Annotated in this window: 21 protein-coding genes; 8 read left to right on the top strand and 13 right to left on the bottom strand. The window is 65.2% G+C overall.

Going from position 1 to position 23283, the window contains the following annotated elements:
• Positions 1–188 precede the first annotated feature (188 nt).
• Both AC56K1_RS06185 and AC56K1_RS06190 read left to right on the top strand, forming a co-directional pair.
• A complete protein-coding gene (locus tag AC56K1_RS06185; protein ID WP_497156964.1) occupies positions 189–1379 on the top strand; it encodes a cation:proton antiporter in 1191 nt (396 codons plus the stop codon).
• On the top strand, positions 1369–2511 hold the full coding sequence (locus tag AC56K1_RS06190; protein WP_497157180.1) for a YbdK family carboxylate-amine ligase: 1143 nt from the start codon (positions 1369–1371) through the stop codon (positions 2509–2511). Before AC56K1_RS06185 ends, AC56K1_RS06190 begins: the two co-directional genes overlap by 11 nt.
• A 165-nt stretch (positions 2512–2676) precedes the next feature.
• Here the strand turns inward: AC56K1_RS06190 and AC56K1_RS06195 are convergent, their stop codons facing one another.
• The 3 genes from AC56K1_RS06195 to AC56K1_RS06205 all read right to left on the bottom strand — a co-directional run bounded on the left by AC56K1_RS06195 (position 2677) and on the right by AC56K1_RS06205 (position 5177).
• A complete protein-coding gene (locus AC56K1_RS06195) occupies positions 2677–3015 on the bottom strand; it encodes a hypothetical protein (RefSeq protein WP_497156965.1) in 339 nt (112 codons plus the stop codon).
• A 164-nt stretch (positions 3016–3179) separates the two neighbouring features.
• Positions 3180–4181, bottom strand: coding sequence for a gamma-glutamyl-gamma-aminobutyrate hydrolase family protein (locus AC56K1_RS06200; RefSeq protein ID WP_497156966.1), 1002 nt, complete (start codon positions 4179–4181; stop codon positions 3180–3182).
• Positions 4182–4352: 171 nt separating this feature from the next.
• Complete coding sequence (locus tag AC56K1_RS06205; protein WP_497156967.1) at positions 4353–5177, bottom strand: response regulator; 825 nt, start codon at positions 5175–5177, stop codon at positions 4353–4355.
• 153 nt (positions 5178–5330) lie between these two features.
• On the opposite strand from AC56K1_RS06205, the gene AC56K1_RS06210 reads away from it, so the two are divergent.
• Positions 5331–7328, top strand: coding sequence for a DNA topoisomerase IV subunit B (locus tag AC56K1_RS06210; protein ID WP_497156968.1), 1998 nt, complete (start codon positions 5331–5333; stop codon positions 7326–7328).
• A 177-nt stretch (positions 7329–7505) separates the two neighbouring features.
• A complete protein-coding gene (parC, locus tag AC56K1_RS06215) occupies positions 7506–9851 on the top strand; it encodes a DNA topoisomerase IV subunit A (protein WP_497156969.1) in 2346 nt (781 codons plus the stop codon).
• A 260-nt stretch (positions 9852–10111) separates the two neighbouring features.
• On the opposite strand, the gene AC56K1_RS06220 is transcribed toward parC, so the two are convergent.
• Both AC56K1_RS06220 and AC56K1_RS06225 read right to left on the bottom strand, forming a co-directional pair.
• Positions 10112–10600 carry a hypothetical protein gene (locus tag AC56K1_RS06220; RefSeq protein WP_497156970.1) on the bottom strand — a complete coding sequence of 163 codons (489 nt, stop codon included), beginning with the start codon at positions 10598–10600 and terminating at the stop codon, positions 10112–10114.
• 142 nt (positions 10601–10742) lie between these two features.
• Positions 10743–12158, bottom strand: a complete 1416-nt coding sequence (locus AC56K1_RS06225) for an IgA Peptidase M64 (protein ID WP_497156971.1) — start codon at positions 12156–12158, stop codon at positions 10743–10745.
• Positions 12159–12279: 121 nt separating this feature from the next.
• Here AC56K1_RS06225 and AC56K1_RS06230 point away from each other — a divergent pair, with 121 nt between their 5' ends.
• On the top strand, positions 12280–12606 hold the full coding sequence (locus AC56K1_RS06230; protein WP_497156972.1) for a DUF6572 domain-containing protein: 327 nt from the start codon (positions 12280–12282) through the stop codon (positions 12604–12606).
• On the opposite strand, the gene AC56K1_RS06235 is transcribed toward AC56K1_RS06230, so the two are convergent.
• From AC56K1_RS06235 to AC56K1_RS06245, 3 genes are all read right to left on the bottom strand, one after another.
• Entirely contained in the window at positions 12581–13864 is a 1284-nt protein-coding gene (locus AC56K1_RS06235) for a cyanophycinase (protein ID WP_497156973.1), read from the bottom strand. The two genes, AC56K1_RS06230 and AC56K1_RS06235, sit on opposite strands and share 26 nt — an antisense overlap.
• A gap of 68 nt (positions 13865–13932) precedes the next feature.
• Positions 13933–14370 carry a GNAT family N-acetyltransferase gene (locus tag AC56K1_RS06240; protein WP_497156974.1) on the bottom strand — a complete coding sequence of 146 codons (438 nt, stop codon included), beginning with the start codon at positions 14368–14370 and terminating at the stop codon, positions 13933–13935.
• A 59-nt stretch (positions 14371–14429) separates the two neighbouring features.
• Positions 14430–14624 (bottom strand): hypothetical protein, encoded by a 195-nt coding sequence (locus AC56K1_RS06245; protein WP_497156975.1) that lies wholly within the window; start codon positions 14622–14624, stop codon positions 14430–14432.
• A gap of 133 nt (positions 14625–14757) precedes the next feature.
• Here AC56K1_RS06245 and argH point away from each other — a divergent pair, with 133 nt between their 5' ends.
• From argH to AC56K1_RS06260, 3 genes are all read left to right on the top strand, one after another.
• Complete coding sequence (argH, locus tag AC56K1_RS06250; protein ID WP_497156976.1) at positions 14758–16155, top strand: argininosuccinate lyase; 1398 nt, start codon at positions 14758–14760, stop codon at positions 16153–16155.
• Positions 16156–16307: 152 nt separating this feature from the next.
• On the top strand, positions 16308–16988 hold the full coding sequence (locus AC56K1_RS06255) for an HAD-IA family hydrolase (protein ID WP_497156977.1): 681 nt from the start codon (positions 16308–16310) through the stop codon (positions 16986–16988).
• 94 nt (positions 16989–17082) lie between these two features.
• Complete coding sequence (locus AC56K1_RS06260) at positions 17083–17310, top strand: hypothetical protein (RefSeq protein ID WP_497156978.1); 228 nt, start codon at positions 17083–17085, stop codon at positions 17308–17310.
• Positions 17311–17336: 26 nt separating this feature from the next.
• On the opposite strand, the gene AC56K1_RS06265 is transcribed toward AC56K1_RS06260, so the two are convergent.
• The 5 genes from AC56K1_RS06265 to paaK all read right to left on the bottom strand — a co-directional run bounded on the left by AC56K1_RS06265 (position 17337) and on the right by paaK (position 23282).
• Positions 17337–17801 carry a cupin domain-containing protein gene (locus AC56K1_RS06265; RefSeq protein ID WP_497156979.1) on the bottom strand — a complete coding sequence of 155 codons (465 nt, stop codon included), beginning with the start codon at positions 17799–17801 and terminating at the stop codon, positions 17337–17339.
• A gap of 65 nt (positions 17802–17866) precedes the next feature.
• Complete coding sequence (gene paaZ, locus AC56K1_RS06270; RefSeq protein WP_497156980.1) at positions 17867–19918, bottom strand: phenylacetic acid degradation bifunctional protein PaaZ; 2052 nt, start codon at positions 19916–19918, stop codon at positions 17867–17869.
• 229 nt (positions 19919–20147) lie between these two features.
• Entirely contained in the window at positions 20148–20747 is a 600-nt protein-coding gene (locus tag AC56K1_RS06275; RefSeq protein ID WP_497156981.1) for a phenylacetic acid degradation protein PaaY, read from the bottom strand.
• 2 nt (positions 20748–20749) lie between these two features.
• Entirely contained in the window at positions 20750–21952 is a 1203-nt protein-coding gene (pcaF, locus tag AC56K1_RS06280; protein ID WP_497156982.1) for a 3-oxoadipyl-CoA thiolase, read from the bottom strand.
• Positions 21953–21968: 16 nt separating this feature from the next.
• A complete protein-coding gene (gene paaK, locus AC56K1_RS06285) occupies positions 21969–23282 on the bottom strand; it encodes a phenylacetate--CoA ligase PaaK (RefSeq protein ID WP_497156983.1) in 1314 nt (437 codons plus the stop codon).
• Between the last annotated feature and the right edge of the window lies 1 nt (position 23283).

Genomic DNA, 23283 nt, shown 5'->3' on the forward strand with positions numbered 1-23283 from the left:
AGAATTGCCAACAACCCGTAGGGTGGGCAGGGTAATTTCGGGCAATGCCGGGAATTACGCCCACGCGGTGATCGTTGCGGACTCGGATCTCGTGCGCAACGATCTTGCGCTGACTATCACCGCGCGGGCAAGGGACTGGCCCACCCTACGATGTTCGGTCACTCCATCCGTTGATTAAAAGGCGATCAATGCCCGACCTGCCGCCCATCCTGACCAGCCTCGCATGGCCCATCGCCATGGCCATCGCCTGGCTGGCCGGCGAATTCGGCCAGCGCTGGACCGGCCTGCCCCGCATCAGCTTCTACGGCCTGGTCGGCTTCGCGCTGGCAGGCCCGCAAATCGGTATCCTGCCGCCGCCCGATAGCGGCCCGGTCGCGCTGCTCGCCGACATCGCCTTCGGCCTGATCCTGTTCGAACTCGGCTACCGCATCAACCTGCGCTGGCTGCACACCAACCCCTGGCTGGGCGTGGCCGGCCTCACCGAATCCCTGCTCACCTTCGCCGTGGTCTACCTGGTCGCCATCGCCTTCGGCAGCCCGCAACTGATCGCGCTGATGATGGCGGCCCTGTCGATGGGCACCTCGCCCGCCACCGTGATGCGCGTCATCAACGAGCAGCGCAGCTCGGGCCAGGTGACCGAACGCGTACTGCACCTGACGGCGCTGAACTGCGTGCTGGCGGTGTTCGCCTTCAACGTGATCATCGGCTTCTGGATCTTCCGCACCTTCGACGCCGTCGGCGACGCGCTTTGGCAGAGCCTCGTGATGCTGGCCGGCTCGGTGTTGCTGGGCGCCGTGTTCGGGGTGGTGGTGCCGGCCCTGCTGCGCGCGATCCATAACCCGCGCCAGGATGCGACCGTGGCTTTCGCGATTGCCGTGCTGCTCCTGGTGGCGATCTGCGATGCGGGCGCACTCTCGCCCTATATCGCGGCACTGGCTTTTGGGCTAACGGCGCGCCACCGGCGCGTCGCGTTCAGCGCGGCGCAGCGCAATTTCGGGGCGCTGGGCGAGATGCTGACGGTGCTGCTGTTCGTGTTCGCCGCCTCCACGCTGGACTGGCGCCAGATCGCTGCCGGCAGCGCGCTGGCCGTAGTCGTGGTGTTTGCGCGCTTGGTAACCAAGACCGCCGGGGTGACGGCCTTTGCCCACCTGTCCGGCATCTCCTGGCGCAAAGGCGCGCTTACCGGCCTGGGCCTGGTGCCGCTGTCGGTGTTCGTAATCTTGCTGATCGAGCATGCGCGCCATGCGGGCGTGCACGTGGTCGAGGAATTGCGCGCGATGGCGGCCGTGACCATGCTGCTGGAAGTGTTCGGCCCCCTGATCATCCAGCGCGCCCTGGTATGGGCGCATGAAGCCCCGGAGCATCCCGATGCCGCTTGAAGCCTTTACGCCATCCCGGCCACTGACCTTCGGGGTCGAGCTCGAACTGCAGCTGGTCAGCCTGTCGGACTTCGACCTGACGGCGGCCAGCCCCGACCTGCTGCACCTCTTGAAGCGCAAGCCCTTCCCCGGCAACGTGACGCCCGAAATCACCGAGAGCATGATCGAGATTAATTCGAGCGTGCACACGGCCTACGCGCCGCTCCTGGCCGAACTGCGCGAGATCCGTGACACGCTGGTCGCCGCCAGCGACGTGCTCAATATCGGCATCGCGGGCGGCGGCACCCATCCTTTCCAGCACTGGTCGGAACAGAAAATTTCAGCCAGGCCGCGCTACGAATACCTGTCGCAGCTGTACGGCTACCTGGCCAAGCAGTTCACGGTGTTCGGCCAGCACGTGCACATCGGCTGCGCCAACGGCGACGATGCGCTCTACCTGCTGCACGCGCTGAACCGCTACCTGCCGCATTTCATCGCGTTATCAAGCTCCTCGCCCTTCGTGCAGGGCCATGACAGCGGTTTCGATTCGGCGCGCCTGAATTCCGTCTTCGCCTTCCCGATGAGCGGGCGCGCGCCGTTCGTGCAGACCTGGCAGGAGTTCACCGAGGTCTATTTCGCCAAGATGGAACGCACCAACATCATCAAGAGCATGAAAGACTTCTACTGGGACCTGCGGCCCAAACCCGAATTCGGCACCATCGAGCTGCGCGTGTGCGACACGCCGCTGACGGTGGAGCGCGCCGCGGCCATTGCCGGCTACCTGCAGGCGTTGTGCCGCTACCTGCTCACGCGACCCGAAGAAGCGCCCAGCGAAGACGATTACCTGGTCTATAACTACAACCGCTTCCAGGCCTGCCGCTTCGGCATGGAGGGTTCGCTCACCCACCCCAAGACCTACGAGGCGGTACCGATGCGCGAGGACATCCTGGCCACGCTGGAGAAGATGATGCCGCACGCCGAGGCGCTGGGCAGCGTCGAGGCCCTGCAGCACCTGGCCGCGGCCGCGCACGGCGGCAGCGACGCAGCGCAGCTGCGCCAGGTGTTCGCGCTGGAGGGCAGCGTCGAGGGCATGGTGCAGGCGGCGATCCAGCGCTTCCGCGGCGACCGGCGCATGCGCTGGCAGCGGGGGTGATGGCCTGCGACCCTGGAGTCGTCGCACCGGCGAAGGCCGGTGCCCAAGTCTTTCGCAAGGTGTCGCGCTGCGAACAAAAACTCCTGCTCGGGAACCGTCGCACCGGCGGCGGCCTATAGGACAACGACTAAACAAATGTGGTGATCTGCAAGCGCTCAATGGCGTCTAGGTCGCTACCACCTTCCGGCTCCGCGCCCCTTTCATGAAGCGCGCCAGCAGCGGCTGCCTGGCTGGCTGCGGCCGCGGCAACTGCTCGTCCACCAGGCCCGCCCAGCGTTCTGCCAGCTGCTCGCAGGTAGCGCGCAGCACCGGGTCGATCTCAGGCAGGCGAGTCAGCGCGCACAGGTGGCGCTCGATCACCGAGGCCAGCTTCACGCAGGGCTGCTCGCCATCGCCGCGCGCGGTGTAATGCGACATCAGGTGCAGCAGCGACGCCACTAGCAGCACGTCCTGGCTGCGCGATGCCTGCGAGGTGATTGCCGGGTCTGCAAAACGACTGTTCATGCACGCCTCTCTTTCACGGATATTCGACCAATAGATGAGAATGATTCTCATTTATTATTGACCGCTCAACCGATGAAAGCAAGCGTTTTCGGCACGGCTTGGCTCAAGTTGGAGAACTTCCGGGCAGCACGGGGACGGGTGCAGCCCGGCCTTGCAGCTGGCGTCTACAGTCTGGTCTCGCGCGCCGCCCGCAGGAATTCGTCCAGCACCGGCGTGCAGTCGAGCAGCTCGGTGCCGCCGGCGCGGTGGAATTCCGGATGCCATTGCAGGCCCATCACGAAATCGGCGCGTTCGTAGCGGATCGCCTCGACGATGCCGTCCGGATCGGAATAGGCTTCCACCTGGATGTCGCGCCCCAGTTCCTTGACGGCCTGGTGGTGGATCGAATTGACGATCGGCCGTTGCACGCCACTGAACATGCGGCCGAGTGACGAGCCTGGCGGAAAGCGCACCGCATGGCGGTGAGCGTCGTACAGATCGTGCACGTGGGCCAGCGCCTCGGGGACATTGGTGGCGACGTCCTGGTAGAGGGTGCCGCCGAAGGCAACATTGATCAGCTGGCAACCGCGGCACACGCCCAGCACCGGCTTGCCGGCATCGACGAATTCGTGCAGCAGCTCGAGCTCGTAGACGTCGCGCGCGCGGTCGCCGCTCCATTCGGGCCGGGTCGGCAGTTCGGAATAGGTCTGCGGCGCGACATCGGCCCCGCCCTGCAGCACCAGCCCGTCGAGGTGGCGCGCGTAATGGCGCAGGGTGATGTTGCTGGGGTGCAGCAGCCCGTTGGTATTCACCGTCGGGATCATGAACACCAGCACGTCGCGCGACATCACCCATTGGGCGATCGATTCTTCGAGATACTGGAGATTCTTGCTGAGCAGGCCTTTCGCGCCTGCTTCAGGGTGGAAAATGCGCGCCGACACCCCGATATGGAGGGTGCGGTGCATGAAGTCGCGGCTGAAGCGCTCCCGAAAGCTGCGCCAGCGCGAGCTCAGCACCCTTCCCGCCAGCGCAAAGGGCGTATCGCCGTCGCGCTGATAACGGGCGGCGCCGGGCTCGACGGGGCCGCGCGTGGCGCGCCGGTCCGGCACGCGGATCGGGCTCTCCGGACGCTTGTCGAGGGGAGAGCCCGGTATTTCCTCGAGGGATTTTGGTTCGTCTTCCGCCATAACCGTCAATATAACGTCGCCATGGCCGCGCACGATTTGAACGTGTTACGAAATCGTAATACGCGCGGCCAGGGGTGCCGCCGGCGCGTTGAATCACGCCGCTGCCGACACACAACGGCGGCTTGCGCGATTTCGGTTTTCGGTTAATACTGTATGCAATTACAGTAGTTTTCAGGTTGGCAGCGCCAGCAGTTTCTGGAAGGTCGCCACGAGGTGGCGGTCGGCTACCGGTTTGTCGAGCAGGCCGCGCACGCCTGCATCGCGGGCGCGGTTGCTGTCGTACTTGAAAGATTGCCCAACCAGGAGAAGCACCGCGGTGCGGCTTGCCCCGTCCTGCGCCTTGATCTTGCTGCACAAATCGTAGGGCTCGATGCCGGGCGCGGCGGTATTGATCATCACCAGCGACACCGGCGTCTCGTCGCACAGGCGCACGGCGGCGCGGCCGCTATCGGTCCATTCGACGGGGCGCCCCTGGGTGCCGACGACCTGAGCCACGTGGTCGCGGAAAGCGCCGCCCTTGTCGATGATGAGCACGGCGCCATCCTGCGGTCCGTGGCGCATGCTGGCGTAGTAGGCCGGGGCCTCGGTATCCGGCCCCAGCCTCGGCCTTCGTCGCCGCTCCGGCAGGCGGCGTTCGCCGCGTGCCATCGAGGCCGCTATTGCCTGCACGCGTGCGTCGAGCAGATCGCCCAGGGCGTCGTAGAGGTGGACGGGATCGACCGGGCGCGCCAGGGTACGGTGGCAGCTGGCGCCATGACTGCCGATCACGAGCGTCGGCTGCAGCGCGCCGGGCGGCAGGCAGCGCAGCCGTGCCAGTGCCTCTGGGCTGTCGCCGGCGGCGATGTACAGGTCGGGATCCTGCAAACTGTCGTCGTGCAGGCAAAAATAGGACGGCCCCGTGCGCGGGGCTTGCGCCAGCAGGTTTTCCAGCTGTGCGCATTCCGCAGGCGCGAACCCGATCAGTCGAACGGTAAAGGGATATCTGGGTGCGTGCATCGCTTTTCCAGCCTTTCCTGGGGCGCTTCCGGGTTTGTCGTCTTAATCTAGCACAAAGGTACGAACGAACAAGCACGTTTGATATCTATAAAAGCCTAATTTTTTCCCGGTTGACACGATAGAATGCGCAAGCATTAATTTACGAAAATAAGCATGGCTTCCAAGAAACCCGCATCCGACTACAGCGAATCATCCATCCGCGTCCTCAAGGGACTCGAGCCCGTCAAGCAGCGTCCGGGCATGTATACCCGCACCGAAAACCCGCTGCACATCATCCAGGAAGTGATCGACAACGCCTCCGACGAGGCACTGGGCGGACACTGCAACAACATCGCCGTGACGCTCAACACGGACGGCTCGGTCACGGTCGAAGACGACGGCCGCGGCATCCCGGTTGGACTGCATCCCGAAGAAAACGTGCCGACCGTCGAGATCGTGTTCACCCGCCTGCACGCGGGCGGCAAGTTCGACAAGGGCTCGGGCGGCGCTTATGCGTTCTCGGGCGGCCTGCACGGTGTCGGCGTGTCCGTCACCAATGCGCTGTCGACACGCCTCGAGATCACGGTCTGGCGTAAAGAGGAAAACGGCAACGGCGTGCACGAGCTGGCCTTCTCCGCCGGTGACGTGATCGAGCCACTCACCTCGCGCCCGGCCGAACGTGGCGGCAAGAAGAACGGCACCCGCGTCACCGCCTGGCCCGACCCGAAATATTTCGATTCGCCGAACATTCCGCTGGCCGAGATGCAGCGCCTGCTGCGCTCGAAAGCCGTGCTGCTGCCGGGCGTGACCGTCACGCTCACCAACCAGAAGACCGGCGACGTCCAGACCTGGCGCTACGACGAAGGGCTGCGCGGCTACCTGACCGAGGCGCTGGCCCAGAGTTCCAGCGGCCAGACCGTGATCCCGCTGTTCGAGGGCGCGCAGTACGCCCCGGCGGGCGACGAAGGCTTTGCCGAAGGCGAAGGCGCTGCCTGGGTCGTGGCCTGGACCGAAGAAGGTTCGGTGGTGCGCGAATCCTATGTCAACCTGATCCCGACCGTCAGCGGCGGCACCCACGAATCGGGCCTGCGCGACGGCCTGTTCGGCGCCGTGAAGAGTTTCGTCGAGATGCATTCGCTGCTGCCCAAAGGCGTCAAGCTGCTGCCGGAAGACGTGTTCGCACGCGTCTCCTTCGTGCTGTCCGCAAAAGTGCTGGACCCGCAATTCCAGGGCCAGACCAAGGAGCGCCTGAACTCGCGCGACGCGGTCAAGCTGGTGTCCTTCTTCACCCGTCCGCCGCTCGAATTGTGGCTGAACCAGCACGTCGAATATGGCAAGAAGCTGGCCGAACTGGTCATCAAGCAGGCCCAGTCGCGCCTGCGTTCACTGCAGAAGGTCGAGAAGAGGAAGTCTTCCGGCGTAGCCGTCCTGCCGGGCAAGCTGACCGACTGCGAATCGACCGACATCACCCGCAACGAACTGTTCCTGGTCGAGGGCGACTCGGCGGGCGGTTCGGCCAAGATGGGCCGCGACAAGGAATTCCAGGCGATTTTGCCGCTGCGCGGCAAGGTACTCAACTCCTGGGAAACCGACCGCGACCGCCTGTTCGCGAACAACGAAATCCACGACATCGCGGTGGCGATCGGCGTCGACCCGCATGGTGCGGACGACAGTCCCGACCTGAGCGGCTTGCGCTACGGGAAGATCTGCATCCTGTCCGATGCAGACGTCGACGGCTCGCACATCCAGGTACTGCTCTTGACGCTCTTCTTCAAGCACTTCCCTGCCCTGTTCCGCAGCGGCCACATCTGCGTCGCGCGCCCGCCACTGTATCGCGTGGACGTGCCGGCGCGCGGCAAGAAGCCGCTGCAAAAGGTGTACGCGCTCGACGACGGCGAACTGCTGGCGATCGAGGACAAGCTCAAGAAAGAAGGCATGAAGGAAGGCGCGTGGAGCATCTCGCGCTTCAAGGGCCTGGGCGAGATGAACGCCGAACAGCTGTGGGAAACCACCATGAACCCCGACACCCGCCGCCTGCTGCCGGTCGCCTTCGGCCAGTACAACCTGGCCGAATCGGCTTCGCGCTTCAATATGCTGATGGGCAAAGGCGAAGCCGCGGCGCGCCGGGCGTGGCTGGAGGAACATGGGAATGAAACTGAGGCGGATATTTAAGTGACGCAGGCGTGACGCACGCCAAATTGGATCCCCGCCTGTGCGGGGGATGACGTTGATTGATTGTGTTGGCTTATCTACGTCGTTCCCGCGAAGGCGGAAATAATGCCACTGGCATTATCCCCCCCAATTTTGTACCGCAGCTACTAGCCCCGCCCAAACACCGAACACCCAATCATGACGACGCAAGCAAACCTCTTCGAACAACAAAACGAGCCGAACGACGACGTCGAAACGCTCACCCTTTCCACCTTCGCCGAGCGCGCCTACCTCGACTACGCCGTCTCGGTGGTCAAGGGCCGCGCGCTGCCGGACGTCTCGGACGGCCAGAAGCCGGTCCAGCGCCGCATCATGTACTCGATGCACGAGCTGGGCCTGGGCCATACCGCCAAGCCGCGCAAGTCGGCCACCGTGGTCGGCGACGTGCTGGGTAAGCTCCACCCGCACGGCGACCAGTCGGTGTACGACGCGCTGGTGCGCATGGCGCAGGACTTCTCGCTGCGCTATCCGCTGATCGATGGCCAGGGCAATTTCGGCTCGCGCGACGGCGACGGCGCCGCGGCGATGCGCTATACCGAAGCGCGCCTGACGCCGGTATCGCGTCTGCTGCTCGACGAGCTCGACATGGGCACGGTCGACTTCCAGCCGAACTACGACGGCTCCTTCACCGAACCGCGCCAGCTGCCGGCCCGCCTGCCGATGGTGCTGCTCAACGGCGCCTCGGGCATCGCGGTCGGCATGGCCACCGAGATCCCCTCGCACAACCTGCGCGAAGTGGCGACGGCGGCGGTCGCCCTGATCCGCAACCCGAAGATGTCGCACGCCGAGCTGATGACCCTGATCCCGGGCCCGGACTTCCCGGGCGGCGGCCAGATCATCACCCCGGCCTCGACCGTGGCCGACATGTACGCCACCGGCCGCGGCTCGATGAAGGTGCGCGCGCGCTGGAAGATCGAAGAACTGGCGCGCGGCCAGTGGCAGGCAGTGGTCACCGAACTGCCGCCCGGGACCTCGAGCCAGCGCGTGCTGGAAGAGATCGAGGAACTGACCAACCCGAAGATCAAGATGGGCAAGAAGACGCTGCTGCCCGAGCAGCTGGCGCTCAAGCAGAACATCCTCGGCGCGCTCGACACCGTGCGCGACGAATCGGGCCGCGAAGCGGCGGTGCGCCTCGTGTTCGAGCCGAAGTCGAAGAACCAGGACCAGAACGAGTTCATGCTGATGCTGCTCGCGCACACCTCGCTGGAGACCTCGAGCCCGATGAACCTGGTGATGATCGGCGGCGATGGCCGCCCGCGCCAGAAGGGCCTGACCGACATCCTGCAGGAATGGATCGACTTCCGCTTCGTTACCGTGCGCCGCCGGACCGAATTCAAGCTGGGCAAGGTCAAGGACCGCATCCACATCCTGGAAGGCCGCGAGATCGTCCTGCTCAACATCGACAAGGTCATCGCGATCATCCGCAATTCGGATGAGCCAAAGGCGGCGCTGATGGAGGAGTTCCGCTTGTCCGACCGCCAGGCCGAAGACATCCTCGAGATCCGCCTGCGCCAGCTGGCGCGCCTGGAAGCGATCAAGATCCAGCAGGAGCTGGCCGAACTCCGTTCGGAACAGGAAAAGCTGGAAGATATCCTCGAGAACCCGTCGACCATGAAACGGTTGATCATCCGCGAGATCGAGGCTGACGCGAAACAGTACGGCGACGACCGCCGCACCGTCATCGAAGAAGCCGAACGCGCAGTGGCCGAGCAGAAGATCGTCGACGAGCCGGTGACCGTGATCGTGTCGGAAAAAGGCTGGGTGCGCGCGCGTACCGGCATCGGCCACGATCCGGCGCAGTTCACCTTCAAGGCCGGCGACTCGCTGTTCAAGGCCTTCGAGTGCCGCACCGTCGACTCCCTGCTGGGGATCGGCAGCAACGGCAAGGCGTATTCGGTGCCGGTCGCGGCATTGCCGGGCGCGCGCGGCGACGGCGTGCCGATCACGACCCTGGTCGACTTGTCGGGCGGCGTGCGCATCCTGCATTATTTCGCCGGCACCCCCGACACGCGCCTGCTGCTGGCCTCGTCCAACGGCTTCGGCTTCATTGCCAAGGCCGGCGACATGGTCAGCCGCCTGAAGGGCGGCAAGTCCTTCATCACGCTCGACGAAGGCGCCGTCCCGCTTCCACCGCGAGTTGTGCCCGATGCCACCGGCGCGATCGCCTGCCTGTCCGAAAAGGGCCGCGTGCTGGTGTTCGGCATCGACGAGATGAAGGTGCTGACCAATGGCGGCCGCGGCGTGATCCTGATGGAGCTCGATCCGAAGGAAACCCTGCTGGCGGCGCAGCCGATCAACCAGAAAGGCGTGAACGTCATCGGCACCTGGGCCGGCTCGAAGCCGCGCACGGTGGAGCTGTTCGCATCGGGCCTGGAGCCGCACTTCGGCAAGCGCGCACGCAAGGGCAAGCCGCTGTCGGCGAAGCTCAAGGCGCAGGATCTGGCGATGCGGGTGACGGAAGGCGAAGCGGCGAAAGCCGTGTAACCGAGAGCGCCGGCTGGATGCCGGCGTTTTTTTTCGTGTGCCGATTTAGCGGTGCAAGCAATCGGTTGGGGTGCGCGACGAACTTGGGTCCCGGCCTTCGCCGGGACGACGGTTTCAGGGCTAACGGCAGAAACGTTTTAAGCGTTAACTCACGCACGTTATTCCCGCGCAGGCGGGAATCCAAGTTCGCAGCAAACCACTAGCACCAGAAAATAAAAACGCCGGCTCGCAAGCCGGCGTTCTCATTGACACAGCAGTGCTTAGTGCTTCGCAGCCGCCTTGTGCACGTCGGCGGTCGCTTCAGCGCGCACCTGTTCGGTCTTGGCTGCAGCAATTGCCTTGTCGGCCGCTGCCTCGACCTGGGTCTTGAGCAGCTTTTCGTCGGCCTTGATCATCTTCTTGCTGGCCTTCAGGTTGGCATCGGCCATCTTCTCCTGGCCCTTGGCGACGGCCTTGGCGCGGTCTTCCGGATCGGCTTCGGCGATCTTTTCAGCCACGTCGGCCTGCTTCTCGACTGCGTCGGCGTGTGCCTTGGCCTTCTTCTCGTTCGCCTTGGCAGCTGCCTTGTTCACTTTTTCGTCGGCCTTGCTGGCGACCTTCATTTCCTTCGACTCCGCCTTGGCGATGTCCTTCTCGGCGCCGGCTTCGGCTTTGACGACTGCCTTGGTGGCAGGGACGGTGGTGGTGACCTGGGCGGTGGCTGCGGTAGCGAACAGGCCGGCGATGAGGGTGGCGATCAGTTTGTTCATGGTGGATCCTTTCAGTGGTTCTGTAAGCAGATCAGTTCGTCTGCGGAATCGTTTTTCTGTGCTGATGAGTTCAGAATACCCATCCGCCACATCCGGGTCTGTTGCCCAGCCCACTTAGGCCTATCCAAGTTGTAAGCAAACTTTACTGCCGAGCTGCGCCCGCATACAGGTCGATGATGTCGGCAATCCCCTCCTGGCACACCGGGCAGAAGCTTTCGCTGCGGTCGAACATCAGGCATTGCATGGCCGGGCGAAAGTAACCAGTCGCTTCGTAGTTCGCTCCTTCGAAGGCCCCGACAGCATGGCGGTGCGGCTTGCCCGCGAACAGGGCCTGGGTCGCGCGCAGGTCTTCCCGGAACAGCGCGTTCATCTCGGACTCGGGGCGGTTGGCCGCACGCAGCGCGGCGCGCTTCTTCTGGTAGGCGCGCGAGGCTTGCTCGTACTCCGCTTTCGGCCAGCTTGTTGGCAGCGGCGTGCCGGCTTTCACATGGTGTTTCCACTTGATGCCGGCAGGGTCGCGCAGCGCGGTGACGTTCGGCTCCCATGGCTCCATGCGCGTGCTGGCGGCGGCGTAGGCGACCGGCGAGGTGTAGTACTCGTCGGCCAGGCCCGCGAAATGGTGGCCGAATTCGTGCACGAACAGGTAGTTCGCCCATTCGTTGCCGGCGGCCGCGGTGCTGAACTGGCCGAAGATGCCCCCGCCACCGTAGGTCTCGTTGTTCACCAGGATCTCGATGAACTCGTAGGGCGCATGCTGAGCGATGTCGCGCAGCGCGCGGTTATCCAGGGTGAGCACATAGCGCTCGCTGCCGAAGATGTCGTAGCGCGTGCCCAGCGGGGACGCGTGGTGGACGCCGGTGGAGGGACGGCTGATGCCCGATTCGCCGGTGGGCACCGCCAGCGCCCAGACGTTGAAGCTGCCCGCGCGTTCGCGGAAGGGCGAGACCGAGAACAGGTGCCTGGTGAGGCGCCGCGCGTCGAGCTCGAACTTCTTGATGTCGGCAGCGGTGTAGCCGTCGCCCATGATCAGGAGGTCGACCTTGTCGGCCGACGGGCCGCTCGTGTGGATCGCGATGGGTTTCGCGGGCGCCGCAGGCTGCTTCTTCACGACCTCCTGAGCGTTGGTGTCCACCTCGACGCTCCACGCGACCGAGAACTGGTTGCGCTCGTCGCGCTTGAGGATGCGCACGCGCACCGGGCGGTCGGGCTTCGGAAAACGCACCGACTCCTGGAAGCTGCGGCTGATCTTGTTCGCTTCGTCCGTCGTGCGCCATTCGCCGAAGATGGTCGAGAAGCCGCGCGAGTACAGCAGGTCGCCCGTTTTCGCGTCGACCACTTCGACGCGGTTCTGGCCGCGATTGGTCTCGTCGAGATTGCGCGCGGTACTGCCCGGCCAGGGCAGCGGCTCGATCACGATGCGCTCGAGCGCGTAGCCATCCTGCAGCGCATTGCCGCTGTGGGCGTAGTCGACGCGGACGGTGGCCGGCTGGGCGGCGCAGGCTGCTCCTGCGGCCAGCGCCAGTGCGGCCAAGAAGAAGTGGGAAGCGAAACGGATCATGGATACCCTCGTACAGGAAGATCATCCATTGTACTGCCGGCCTGCGGCGAATTTTACGAAACCACGGATAATGCGACGATGCGCGATCACTACGCCCATACGGCGTCGGACCAGGAGGAATATGACAGTCGAGAATCCACAAGTCGTCGATTTCATCAGCATCGATGAGGGCTCAGGCGACATCGTCCTGACGATCACCGACGACTTGTCATGGGACGGCGACCACGGACACCTGATGGCGCTGCAGGAAAAACTGAACGGCTACCTGGGGTTCATCGAAAGCGGCGAGCTGCTGGCCTCGCGGCCGGAAGCGGCCGGCAGGCAGGTGCGCATCACCCTCGTGCACCGCGAGCCGCTGACCGGCATCGCGGCCCGCTTCCTCGGAAGCGCCCGGGCGACTATCGTCGATGCAGGCTTCGGCTTCACCTGGCGGCATCTGCCCGGCTAGCGCTGGAGCCCGATGCCGCCACGGTATCGGCCTGGTGGTAGCGGTAGAGCGGGCGCTGCACCACGATCGGCCGGATGTCCAGGCGCAGATGGTAGACCGAATACTGCTCGGTGAGCGAGGACATGTAGCCGACGCTGTCCTTGGTGCGGGTGAGCTTGAATTCGAAACCGAGGTCGGGCCCGATGCCCTGCGCGCCGTCGAAGGACAGCCCGATGGCGTCAAGCTGGTCGCTGTCGATCAGCCTGGCCATCAGGTCCACCACCGTGCTGTTGCCGAGGATGTCGGCCGAGAACAGGGGTTCACGGTAATAGGGCTTGGCCGGGTCGATCCGGTTATCCATCTTGTCCGGTGAGGGCGTGAACGACCGGGTGGCGAGGCTGAAGCGGTCGCCGTTGTCCAGGTAGCTCAGGCGCACGTTGCTGACGTGGAGCGGGCCGTGTTGCGCCACCGCCTTCGACAAATCGACCAGCAGCGCGCCGCGGTAGCCGATGACTTCGACTTCGCGGTTGGGCCCCACCACCATCGCGGTGTTCTCGTCGACGCCCAGGCCGAGCTTGTAGCCCTTCTTGAGCATGGCGGGCACCATGCGTGCGAAGCGGCCGCGCACCAGGAGGTGCTGGTCGATGAAGACGTCTTCGCCGATGAAGCCCAGGCCCGGCGTGATTTCCTTGCCGTCGTCCAGGCCCAGCTTGAGCGTAGCGAGCACCGTCTTGGGATGGCCGAACATGGTGCTGCTCATGATGGCGGCGCCGGCGCTGGTGCCGGCGATCACGCCGCCGCGCCGGTACATGTCCCACAGCGCGTCGAGCACGCGGCTATTGCTGCCGTCCGTGCGCCGCAGCGCATGCGTGATGCGGCCCTGGTCGCCGCCGGCAAAGAAGGCGCCGCCGGCAGCGCGCACGGCCGCGGCCAAGGTGGGATCGTCGGCGGCGGCCTGGTAGTTGGTGCCGGCCAGGCGCACGGCGACCGGCACGAAGAAGGCGTTGGCGCCATAGTGATGGAAACGCTCGACCAGGGCCTTGCCGGCCTTGTCGGGATTGGCGGAGGCGGAGGCGAAGACGGCGATGCGGGCACCCTTGCCGCCCGCGAGCTGGACCATGCGTTCCCACACGGCCGCGTTATCGCTGCGCAGCGCTCCGCCGATGATGACCAGCGAGCCCTTGGGCTGCGGCGCCTCTGTGGCCCCGAGAGACTGGCTCGTGAGTAAGACGACGGCGAGCAGTGTGCGGACGACAATATTGACGGCGGCCTGGAACATACAGCTTCCTTCTCGATTGAGACTATCGTAAGCCTGATTCGAGAAGGGGGTCGCCGTGTTGCGACCGCTCAGGACAAATAAATGTTCGGGAAGTAACGTTCCATCAGGGTCTCGGGCTGCTTGGGCGCGGTGAAACCGAAGCGCTCGTACAGGCCGTGCGCGTCGCTGGTGGCGAGCGTGAACCGGCGCAGTTTCTGCAGGCTGGGATGACGCAGCACAACACCGACCAGCTGCTTGCCATAGCCGTGGCCGCGGTATTCCGGCAGCACGAACAGGTCGACCAGGTTGGCGAAGGTGGCGAAATCGGTGATGACCCGGGCGAAACCGATCTGGCGGCCGTCGAGGTAGGCGCCGAAGCACAGCGAATTCTCGATGGCGCGCTCGACGACCGGGCGCGAAATGCCGATGGCCCAGGTTGCCTGTTCGCTCAGGAAGCGGTAGATCATCGGAATGTCGAGCCGCGTCTGGTCGGTAATGACCTGGAAGCTTGAATCGTTGGTAATCATGGGGACCGTAGCTCTGGCGAAAAAACCAATTCTAGCGCTGTTTGCATGATGTATAACATTCAATTGGACGCCCCGGGCGAAGCCGCAGGGCGCGCCCATCGCACAGCGGGCATGGCGGGTGCTGTGGGTGCCGCGCTTGCCGCAGGCATGGCGGATGCGGCGGGTGCGGCCGGCGCCGCCTGTTGCGCCATTGCCGGCACGCAGGCCACCATCGTCAACGCTGCCGCCAGGCCGAGCTGGACCAATCGATGCATGTCTCCCCTGTATTGTTGTCTTTTGTTGAATACATGACCACATCATCATGCATTCCCCGGCGCTTGTCACCCGCGGCGGATGGGGCCTTGGTGGGCCAGTTATAATCGTGGGATACCACACTGGGATCCCACCATGAACGAACAATTCTCCAAGAAAGCCGAAGCCTGGTCGGCGCGTTTCTCCGAACCGGTCTCCGACCTCGTCAAGCGCTATACGGCGTCCGTTTTCTTCGACAAGCGCCTGGCACAGTTCGACATCCAGGGGTCGCTCGCGCATGCCGAAATGCTGGCCGCGCAAGGCATCATCAGCCAGGAGGACCGGGCCGAGATCGAACGCGGCATGGCGCAGATCAAGGGCGAGATCGAGGCCGGCAGCTTCGAGTGGCTGCTGGACCTGGAAGACGTCCATTTGAACATCGAAAAGCGCCTGACCGAACTGGTGGGTGACGCCGGCAAACGCCTGCATACCGGCCGCTCGCGCAACGACCAGGTGGCCACCGACATCCGCCTGTACGTGCGTGCGGCGATCGACGACATCCTGGTGCTGCTGGGCAGCCTGCGCGGCGCCCTGACGGACTTGGCCGAACGCCATGTTGATACCATCATGCCGGGCTTTACCCACCTGCAGGTGGCCCAGCCGATTACCTTCGGCCACCACATGCTGGCCTATGTCGAAATGTTCGGCCGCGATGCCGAGCGCATGCAGGATGCGCGCCGCCGCGTGAACCGCCTGCCGCTGGGCGCCGCCGCCCTGGCCGGCACCACCTTCCCGATCGACCGCCTGCGCGTGGCAAAAACGCTCGGTTTCGACGACGTCTGCCACAACTCGCTGGACGGAGTGTCGGACCGCGATTTCGCGATCGAGTTCACCGCCGCCGCCTCTCTCATCATGATGCACGTCTCGCGCTTCTCGGAAGAGCTGGTCATGTGGATGAGCCCGCGTATCGGCTTCATCGACATCGCCGACCGCTTCTGCACCGGCTCGTCGATCATGCCGCAAAAGAAAAACCCGGACGTGCCGGAACTGGCACGCGGCAAGACCGGCCGCGTCTACGGCCACCTGAACGGCCTGCTGGTCCTGATGAAAGGCCAGCCGCTGGCCTACAACAAGGACAACCAGGAAGACAAGGAACCGCTGTTCGACACCGTCGACACCGTGACGGACACGCTGCGCATCTTCGCCGACATGGCGGGCGGCATCACAGTCAAGGCCGAGAACATGCGCGCCGCCGCGCTGCAGGGTTACGCGACGGCGACCGACCTGGCCGACTACCTGGTCAAGAAGGGCCTGCCCTTCCGCGATGCGCACGAAGCCGTGGCGCATGCGGTGCGCGCCTGCGATACCGCCAAATGCGACCTGTCGGAGATGTCGCTGGAAACGCTGCGCGAGTTCTCGCCGCTGATCGAACAGGATGTGTTTGCAGTGCTCACGCTGGAAGGCTCGGTGGCGGCGCGCGATCATGTGGGCGGGACGGCGCCGAACCAGGTGCGCAAGGCGATCGAGCGGGTGCGCAAGCAGCTCGCGGAGTGATGCTGTAGGGTCGGCGGGTCCTCCCGCCCGCGCGTTCAACCAGCAGATGCATGGCCGCGTGGGCAGAATTGATGTGATGTGAACGCGCGGGGTGATCTGGTCCAGTGGACCAGATCACAAGCCGCCCACCCTACGGATACCCTGGAACACCCATGACCCCGACCAACCCCTCCATCCTCCCCGCCCGCGACTACGCCGCCTTCCTGTTCGACATGGACGGCACCATCCTCACCTCGATCAAGTCCGCCGAGCGGGTCTGGAGCGCGTGGGCGCTCAGCCATGGGCTGGACCCGGTCACCTTCGTGCCGACCATACACGGCAAGCGCACCGAAGACACCATCCGCAATCTCGGCCTGCCCGGCGTCGACCCGGTGGCCCAGGCCATGTACATCGCACTGGCCGAAATCGAGGACGTGGGCGATATCGAAGAAATTCGCGGCGTGGGCGCCTTCCTGGCCAGCCTGCCGCTTGAACGCTGGGCGATCGTCACTTCGGCCTCGCGGGCGCTGGCCACGGCGCGCATCGCCGCCGCCGGCCTGCCCCTGCCGCCCCTGCTGATCGCGGCCGAGGACGTCCGGCACGGCAAGCCGGCGCCCGATCCTTTCCTGCTGGGGGCGAAGCTGCTGGGCGTGAACCCGCAGGATTGCCTGGTATTCGAGGACACGCCGATCGGCCTGCAGGCGGCAGAGTCGGCCGGCATGGACAGTATCGTGGTCACCGCTACCCACACGCATCCGGTCGAGACGCGTTCGGCAGGCGTGGCCGACTATACGCACCTGGAGGCGGTGGTGGCGGAGAGCGGGATGCTGCGGGTGCAGCGCAAGGTCTTGTGAACGCACTGCCCTGATGCAGGCGCGCCGCCTACCTTGTGCGGGCGCAGGCCGAACCCCATATACATGGTTCAGCAGCAATCAATGGAGGCGCGACATGCATCGCTACAGGAACCAGAGCGGGGAATCCGGCGTGACGGCGTATGAGCTTGGCGACGATTCGATCACCATCCAGTTCACCGGCGGGGACCGCTATCTCTATACCGGGCGCAGCGCCGGTCCGGAGAATATTGCAAAGATGCAGGAACTGGCGCGCGAGGGCCGCGGCTTGTCGACCTTCGTCAGCCAGCACATCCGGAAACGCTATGCGCGCAAGCTGAACTGACGCGCATCGCTTGATGATTCAGCAGCTCAGCCGCGCGGCGGATACGGCGTGCCATCCTTGTGCGAGTACGAATCGGTGGCGCCGTCGTAGCGCAAATCCACGTCGGGATAGGTTGCCACGTCTTCCTTCACCCGTGTTCCCGCCACCAGGAACACGCCCGCACCCCAGCTGCGGTTGAGCAGGTGATGGCCGTTCGGCCGTCCCGCCGGGAAGGCCGCGCAGTCGCCGGCTCGCATCAGGGTTTCGCCTTCGTCCGTCACCAGCACCAGCTCCCCCGACACCACCATCACGAATTCTTCCTCGTGCGTATGCCAATGGCGCTGCGAGGATGCCGCGCCGGGCTGCAGCTCGACCAGGTTCACGCCGAGCTGGGTCAGGCCGCCGGCCTCGCCCAGCGCCTGCCTGGTGCGTCCGTCCACCAGTTCGGCGAAGGGCGCGGGATAGCCGGTGCCGCTCACCACGGGAATGCTGCTCAGGTCCAGTCTCGACATGCAAGGGTCTCCTTGGTTGGCGCGGGGGGCGGACGCCGCCCGCGGCACGCAGCCTGGTTAACTTATCAGCCGCGTTTTTGTACCAGCGTCAGGATATCGTAACTCGCCACCAGTTCGTCGTGTTGATTCGTTACCTGCACGTCCCAGGCCACCACGCCCTGGCCGCGGCCCTGCTCGTCCGTGCGGTTGCGGTCGACCTTGCGCTTGCAGGTCAGGCGCGCGCGGATGGTGTCCCCGATCGCCACCGGCGCCACGAAGCGCAGGTTGTCCAGGCCGTAGTTGGCCAGCACCGGGCCCGGCGCCGGCGACACGAACAGGCCGGCCGCCGCCGAGAGCACGAAATAGCCGTGCGCGATGCGCTTGCCGAACTGGGTGTCCTTGGCCGCGATGTCGTCGAAGTGCATGTAGAAGTAGTCGCCCGACACGCCGCCGAAGTTGACGATGTCGGCTTCGCTCACGGTGCGGCGGTGGGTCAGCAGCGAGTGGCCGATTTCCAGGTCTTCGAAATGGCGGCGGAAGGGATGCAGGTCGCTTTCTTTCACCGCACCGCCGCGCACGTATTCGCCGGTCACGGCGGTCAGCATGGTCGGCGAGCCCTGGACCGCGGCGCGCTGCAGGAAGTGCTTGACGGCGCGGATGCCGCCCAGCTCTTCGCCGCCGCCGGCGCGGCCCGGGCCGCCGTGCTTGAGCTGCGGCAGCGGCGAGCCGTGGCCGGTGGAGTCCACCGCCGATTCGCGATCGAGGATGTGCACGCGGCCGTGCGAAGCGGCCGCCATCGGCACCGCATAGGCTGCGATCGCCGGATCTTTCGTGACTAGCGTGGACACCAGGCTGCCCTTGCCGCGTGCCGCCAGCTCCAGGCCTTCGTCGATGTCGCGGTAAGTCATCAGGGTCGACACCGGGCCGAAGGCTTCGACGTCGTGCACGGCATCGTTGACCAGCGCGTTACGGCACAGGATCAAGGTCGGCGAGAAGAAGGCACCATTCGCACAGCCCTCGCCCACCGGGTTGAAACCGTCGCGGGCGCTGAACAGGACCTCGTTGCCGCGCGCGAGCACCTCGACGCGTTCGCTCACGTCGCGGTGCTGGTCCATCGAGGCCAGCGCACCCATGCGCACGCCTTCCATCTTCGGGTTGCCGACCGTGATCTTGGCCAGGCGCTCGCGCAGACGCTCGCCCACGGCGTCCACGTGTTGCTCGGGCACGATCACGCGGCGGATCGCCGTACATTTCTGGCCGGCCTTGCCGGTCATCTCGCGCGCGACTTCTTTCACGAACAGGTCGAACTCCGCGTCATCGGGCGTGACATCCGGCGCCAGGATGGCGCAGTTGAGCGAGTCGGCTTCGGCGGTAAAGGGCACCGAATTGCGGATCAGGTTCGGATTGGCACGCAGCTTGGCGGCGGTGTCCGCCGAGCCGGTGAAGGTGACGGCGTCGAAGCCGCCCATGCGGTCCAGCAGGTCGCCGGTCGAGCCGATGACCAGCTGCAGGGCGCCCTCCGGCAGCAAGCCGGATTCCATCATCATCTTGACGGTGGCATGGGTCAGGTAGCTGGTCGCGGTGGCCGGCTTGACGATGCAGGGCATCGCCGCCAGGAAGCTCGGCGCGAATTTCTCCAGCATGCCCCAGATCGGGAAGTTGAAGGCATTGATGTGCACCGCCACGCCGCCGCGCGGCACCAGGATGTGGGTGCCGGCAAAGCCGCCGCGCTTGCCCAGGGCGATGGCCGGGCCTTCGTGCAGCACGTTCGAGGACGGCAGCTCGCGCCCGCCCATGCTGGCGTAGGCGAACAGGGTGCCGATGCCGCCTTCGACATCGACCCAGCTGTCCGGGCGGGTGGCGCCGGTCAGGTGCGAGATCTCGTACAGCTCTTCCTTACGCTCCATCATGTACAGCGCCAGGGCTTTCAGGCACTGGGCGCGCTTCTGGAAGTCCAGGCCCATCATCCCCTTCACGCCGGTCTTGCGGGCATAGCTCAAGGCTTCGTCGAAGTCGATCTTCTCGGCGTGCGTGTGGAAGATCAGTTCGTTGTCCAGTGCGCTGTGCAGCGGGGTCAGTGCCTCGGAGCCGTGCCAGCGGCCGGCGATCAGGCTTTGCAGGGTTGCGATGTTGCCCATGTTGTGAGTCTCCAGTCAGTTGTCTTTTCAGGTTGCCGGCGTTTCAGGTTTTGCCAGCTTTTCAGGTCTCGCCGACCTACGAATCTCGTCACCCTATACCAACGTCATTCCGGCGAAGGCCGGGATCCAATTTTGCATGCGTAGTGCTAACGCATCTGGTGGCAGCGGCACGAACTTGGTATTAGCCTTCGCCGGTACGACGATCTTGAGGATGGTGGTGAAAGTAAAATCAGCCTTTCGGCTTATGCACCGCGTCCATCGCAAACTCGATCCCGCGCCGGTTCGGCTCCACCTCGATGAAGGCCTCCACCTCGCGCATCGTCTGCAGCGAGCGCACTGCCAGCTCGTGGTACTGCTGCGTGCCGAAACTCTTCCACTTCACATCCTCGTCGGTAAGCTCGCGCATGATCTTGGCGGGCGTGCCCATTACCATGCTGCGCGGCGGGATGATCATCCCCGCCTTTACAAAACTCATCGCCGCGACGATCGATTCTTCGCCCACGACCGCCTTATCCATCACCACCGCATTCATGCCCACCATGGCGTTGCGCTTGACGCGGCAGCCGTGCAGCACGGCGGCGTGGCCGATGTGGCCATCGACTTCGACCACGGTTTCTTCGCCGGCGAAGCCGTGCATCACGCAGGAATCCTGCAGGTTGGCGCCCTCTTCCAGCACCAGCCGGCCGAAGTCGCCGCGCATCGAGGCCAGCGGACCGATGTAGCAGCGCGGGCCGACGATCACATCGCCGATCAGCACCGCGGTCGGGTGCACGAAGGCGGTGGGATGCACCACCGGGCGAACGCCGTTGATCTCATAGACCTTGACCACGCTTACACCCGCTCGACGATGATGGCGATGCCCTGCCCCACGCCGATGCACATGGTGCACAGCGCGTAGCGGCCACCCGTGCGGTGCAGCTGGTTGACGGCAGTCGTCACCAGGCGCGCGCCGGAAGCGCCCAGCGGGTGGCCGAGCGCAATGGCGCCGCCGTTCGGGTTCACGTGAGCGGCATCGTCCGGCAGGCCGAGGTCGCGCGTCACGGCCAGGCCCTGGGCGGCGAAGGCTTCGTTCAGTTCGATCACGTCCATCTGCTCCAACTGAAGGCCGGTCTGGGCCAGCAGTTTTTTCACGGCGGGCGACGGGCCGAAGCCCATGATGCGCGGCGCCAGGCCGGCGGTGGCCATGCCGACCACGCGCGCGCGCGGCGTCAAACCATAGCGGGCGGCGGCGTCGCTTGACGCCAGCAACAGCGCGCAGGCGCCGTCGTTCAGGCTCGACGCATTGCCGGCGCTGACCGAACCGTCAGGCGAAACGACGCCTTTCAGTTTCGCCAGCGCTTCCAGGCTGGTTTCACGGGGCTGCTCGTCGGTGTCGAACACGCGCGATTCACCTTTCTTACCGTGGATCGTCACGGAAACGATCTCATCCTTGAAGAAGCCGGCGGCATGGGCCTGGGCCCAGCGCTGCTGACTGCGCAGCGCGAACGCGTCCTGGTCCGCGCGGCTGATATTGAATTCGCGCGCCACGTTCTCGGCGGTTTCCGGCATCGAGTCGATGCCGTATTTTGCTTTCATCAATGGATTGACGAAACGCCAGCCGAGGGTCGTGTCCTCGATCTTGGCCGCGCGCGAGAAGGCGCTGTCGGCCTTGGCCATCACGAAGGGGGCACGGGTCATGCTCTCGACGCCGCCCGCGATGATCAGGTTCGCCTCGCCGGCACGGATCGCGCGCGCGGCGGTGCCGACGGCATCCATGCCCGAGCCGCACAGGCGGTTGATGGTATTGCCCGGCACCTCTTGGGGCAGCCCGCCCAGCAGCGCGGCCATGCGGCCGACGTTGCGGTTGTCCTCGCCGGCCTGGTTGGCGCAGCCGTAGAACAGGTCGTCGATGGCGGCCCAGTCCACGTCCTTGTTGCGGGTGATGAGGGCGGCGATCGGCAGTGCGCCCAGGTCGTCGGCGCGAACCGTGGACAGCGCGCCGCCGTAGCGGCCGAAGGGGGTGCGGATGGCGTCGCAGATGAAGGCGTCGTTCATGGAATCTCCTGGTTATTCAGTGTTTGGGGCGCTTGTCGACCACGCGCCGGGCCTTGCCGGTCAGCGTGCGCTCGATGCCTTGCGGCGGCACCAGGGTGACGCGCGTGGTCACGCCCACATAGGTCTTGATGCTGTGCTGGAGTTCGCGGCACAAGGCGTCCACGTCGCCCGGCGACAGCGAAGCGTCGCGCAGTTCGCCCAGCACTTCGAGCGTATCGAGGTGGCCGTCGCGCGCCACCACCAGCTGGTATTGCGGCGCCAGCGCCGGAATTTTCAAAATGATCTCTTCGATCTGGCTCGGGAATACGTTCACGCCGCGGATGATCAGCATGTCGTCCGAGCGGCCCGTGATGCGCGCCATGCGGCGCATCGAGCGCGAGGTCGGGGGCAGCAAGCGGGTCAGGTCGCGGGTGCGGTAGCGGATGATCGGCAGCGCTTCCTTGGACAGCGAAGTAAATACCAGCTCGCCTTCGCCGCCATCCGGCAGCACTTCCCCGGTGTCGGGGTCGATGATCTCCGGATAGAAATGGTCTTCCCAGATCACCGGGCCGTCCTTGCTTTCGATGCATTCGCTGGCAACGCCCGGGCCCATGACTTCGGACAGGCCGTAGATGTCCACTGCGTCGATGCCCGCGCGGGCTTCGATTTCGCTGCGCATCGCATCGGTCCAGGGCTCGGCCCCGAAGATGCCGACCTTGAGCGAGGACTGCACCGGATCGATCCCCTGGCGCGTGAATTCCTCGATAATGTTCAGCATGTACGAGGGCGTGACCATGATGATCGAGGGCTTGAAGTCCTGGATCAGCTGCACCTGCTTCTCGGTCTGCCCGCCCGACATCGGGATCACCGTGCAGCCGAGTTTTTCGGCGCCGTAGTGCGCGCCCAGGCCGCCGGTGAACAGCCCGTAGCCATAGGAGATATGCACCATGTCGCCCGGGCGCCCGCCCGCGGCGCGGATCGAGCGCGCCACCACGCCGGCCCAGGTGTCGATGTCGCGCTGGGTGTAGCCGACCACCGTGGCCTTGCCGGTGGTGCCGCTCGATGCGTGAATGCGCACCACCTGCTCGCGCGGCACGGCAAAGAGGCCGAACGGGTAGTTGTCACGCAGGGTCTTCTTGTCGGTGAAGGGGAATTTCGCCAGGTCGGCGAGGGACTTGAGGTCGCCAGGGTGCACGCCGGCCGCATCGAAGGCCGCGCGGTAATGCGGCACGTTCTCGTAGGCGTGATGCAGCGACCATTTCAGCCGCTCGAGCTGCAAGGCCTGCAGTTCGTCGCGGCTGGCGCGTTCGATCGGCTCCAGCTCGCCGGCCGCGGGAATACGTTGGACCATC

It is taken from the genome of Telluria sp. ZB4P37 (assembly GCF_059685855.1).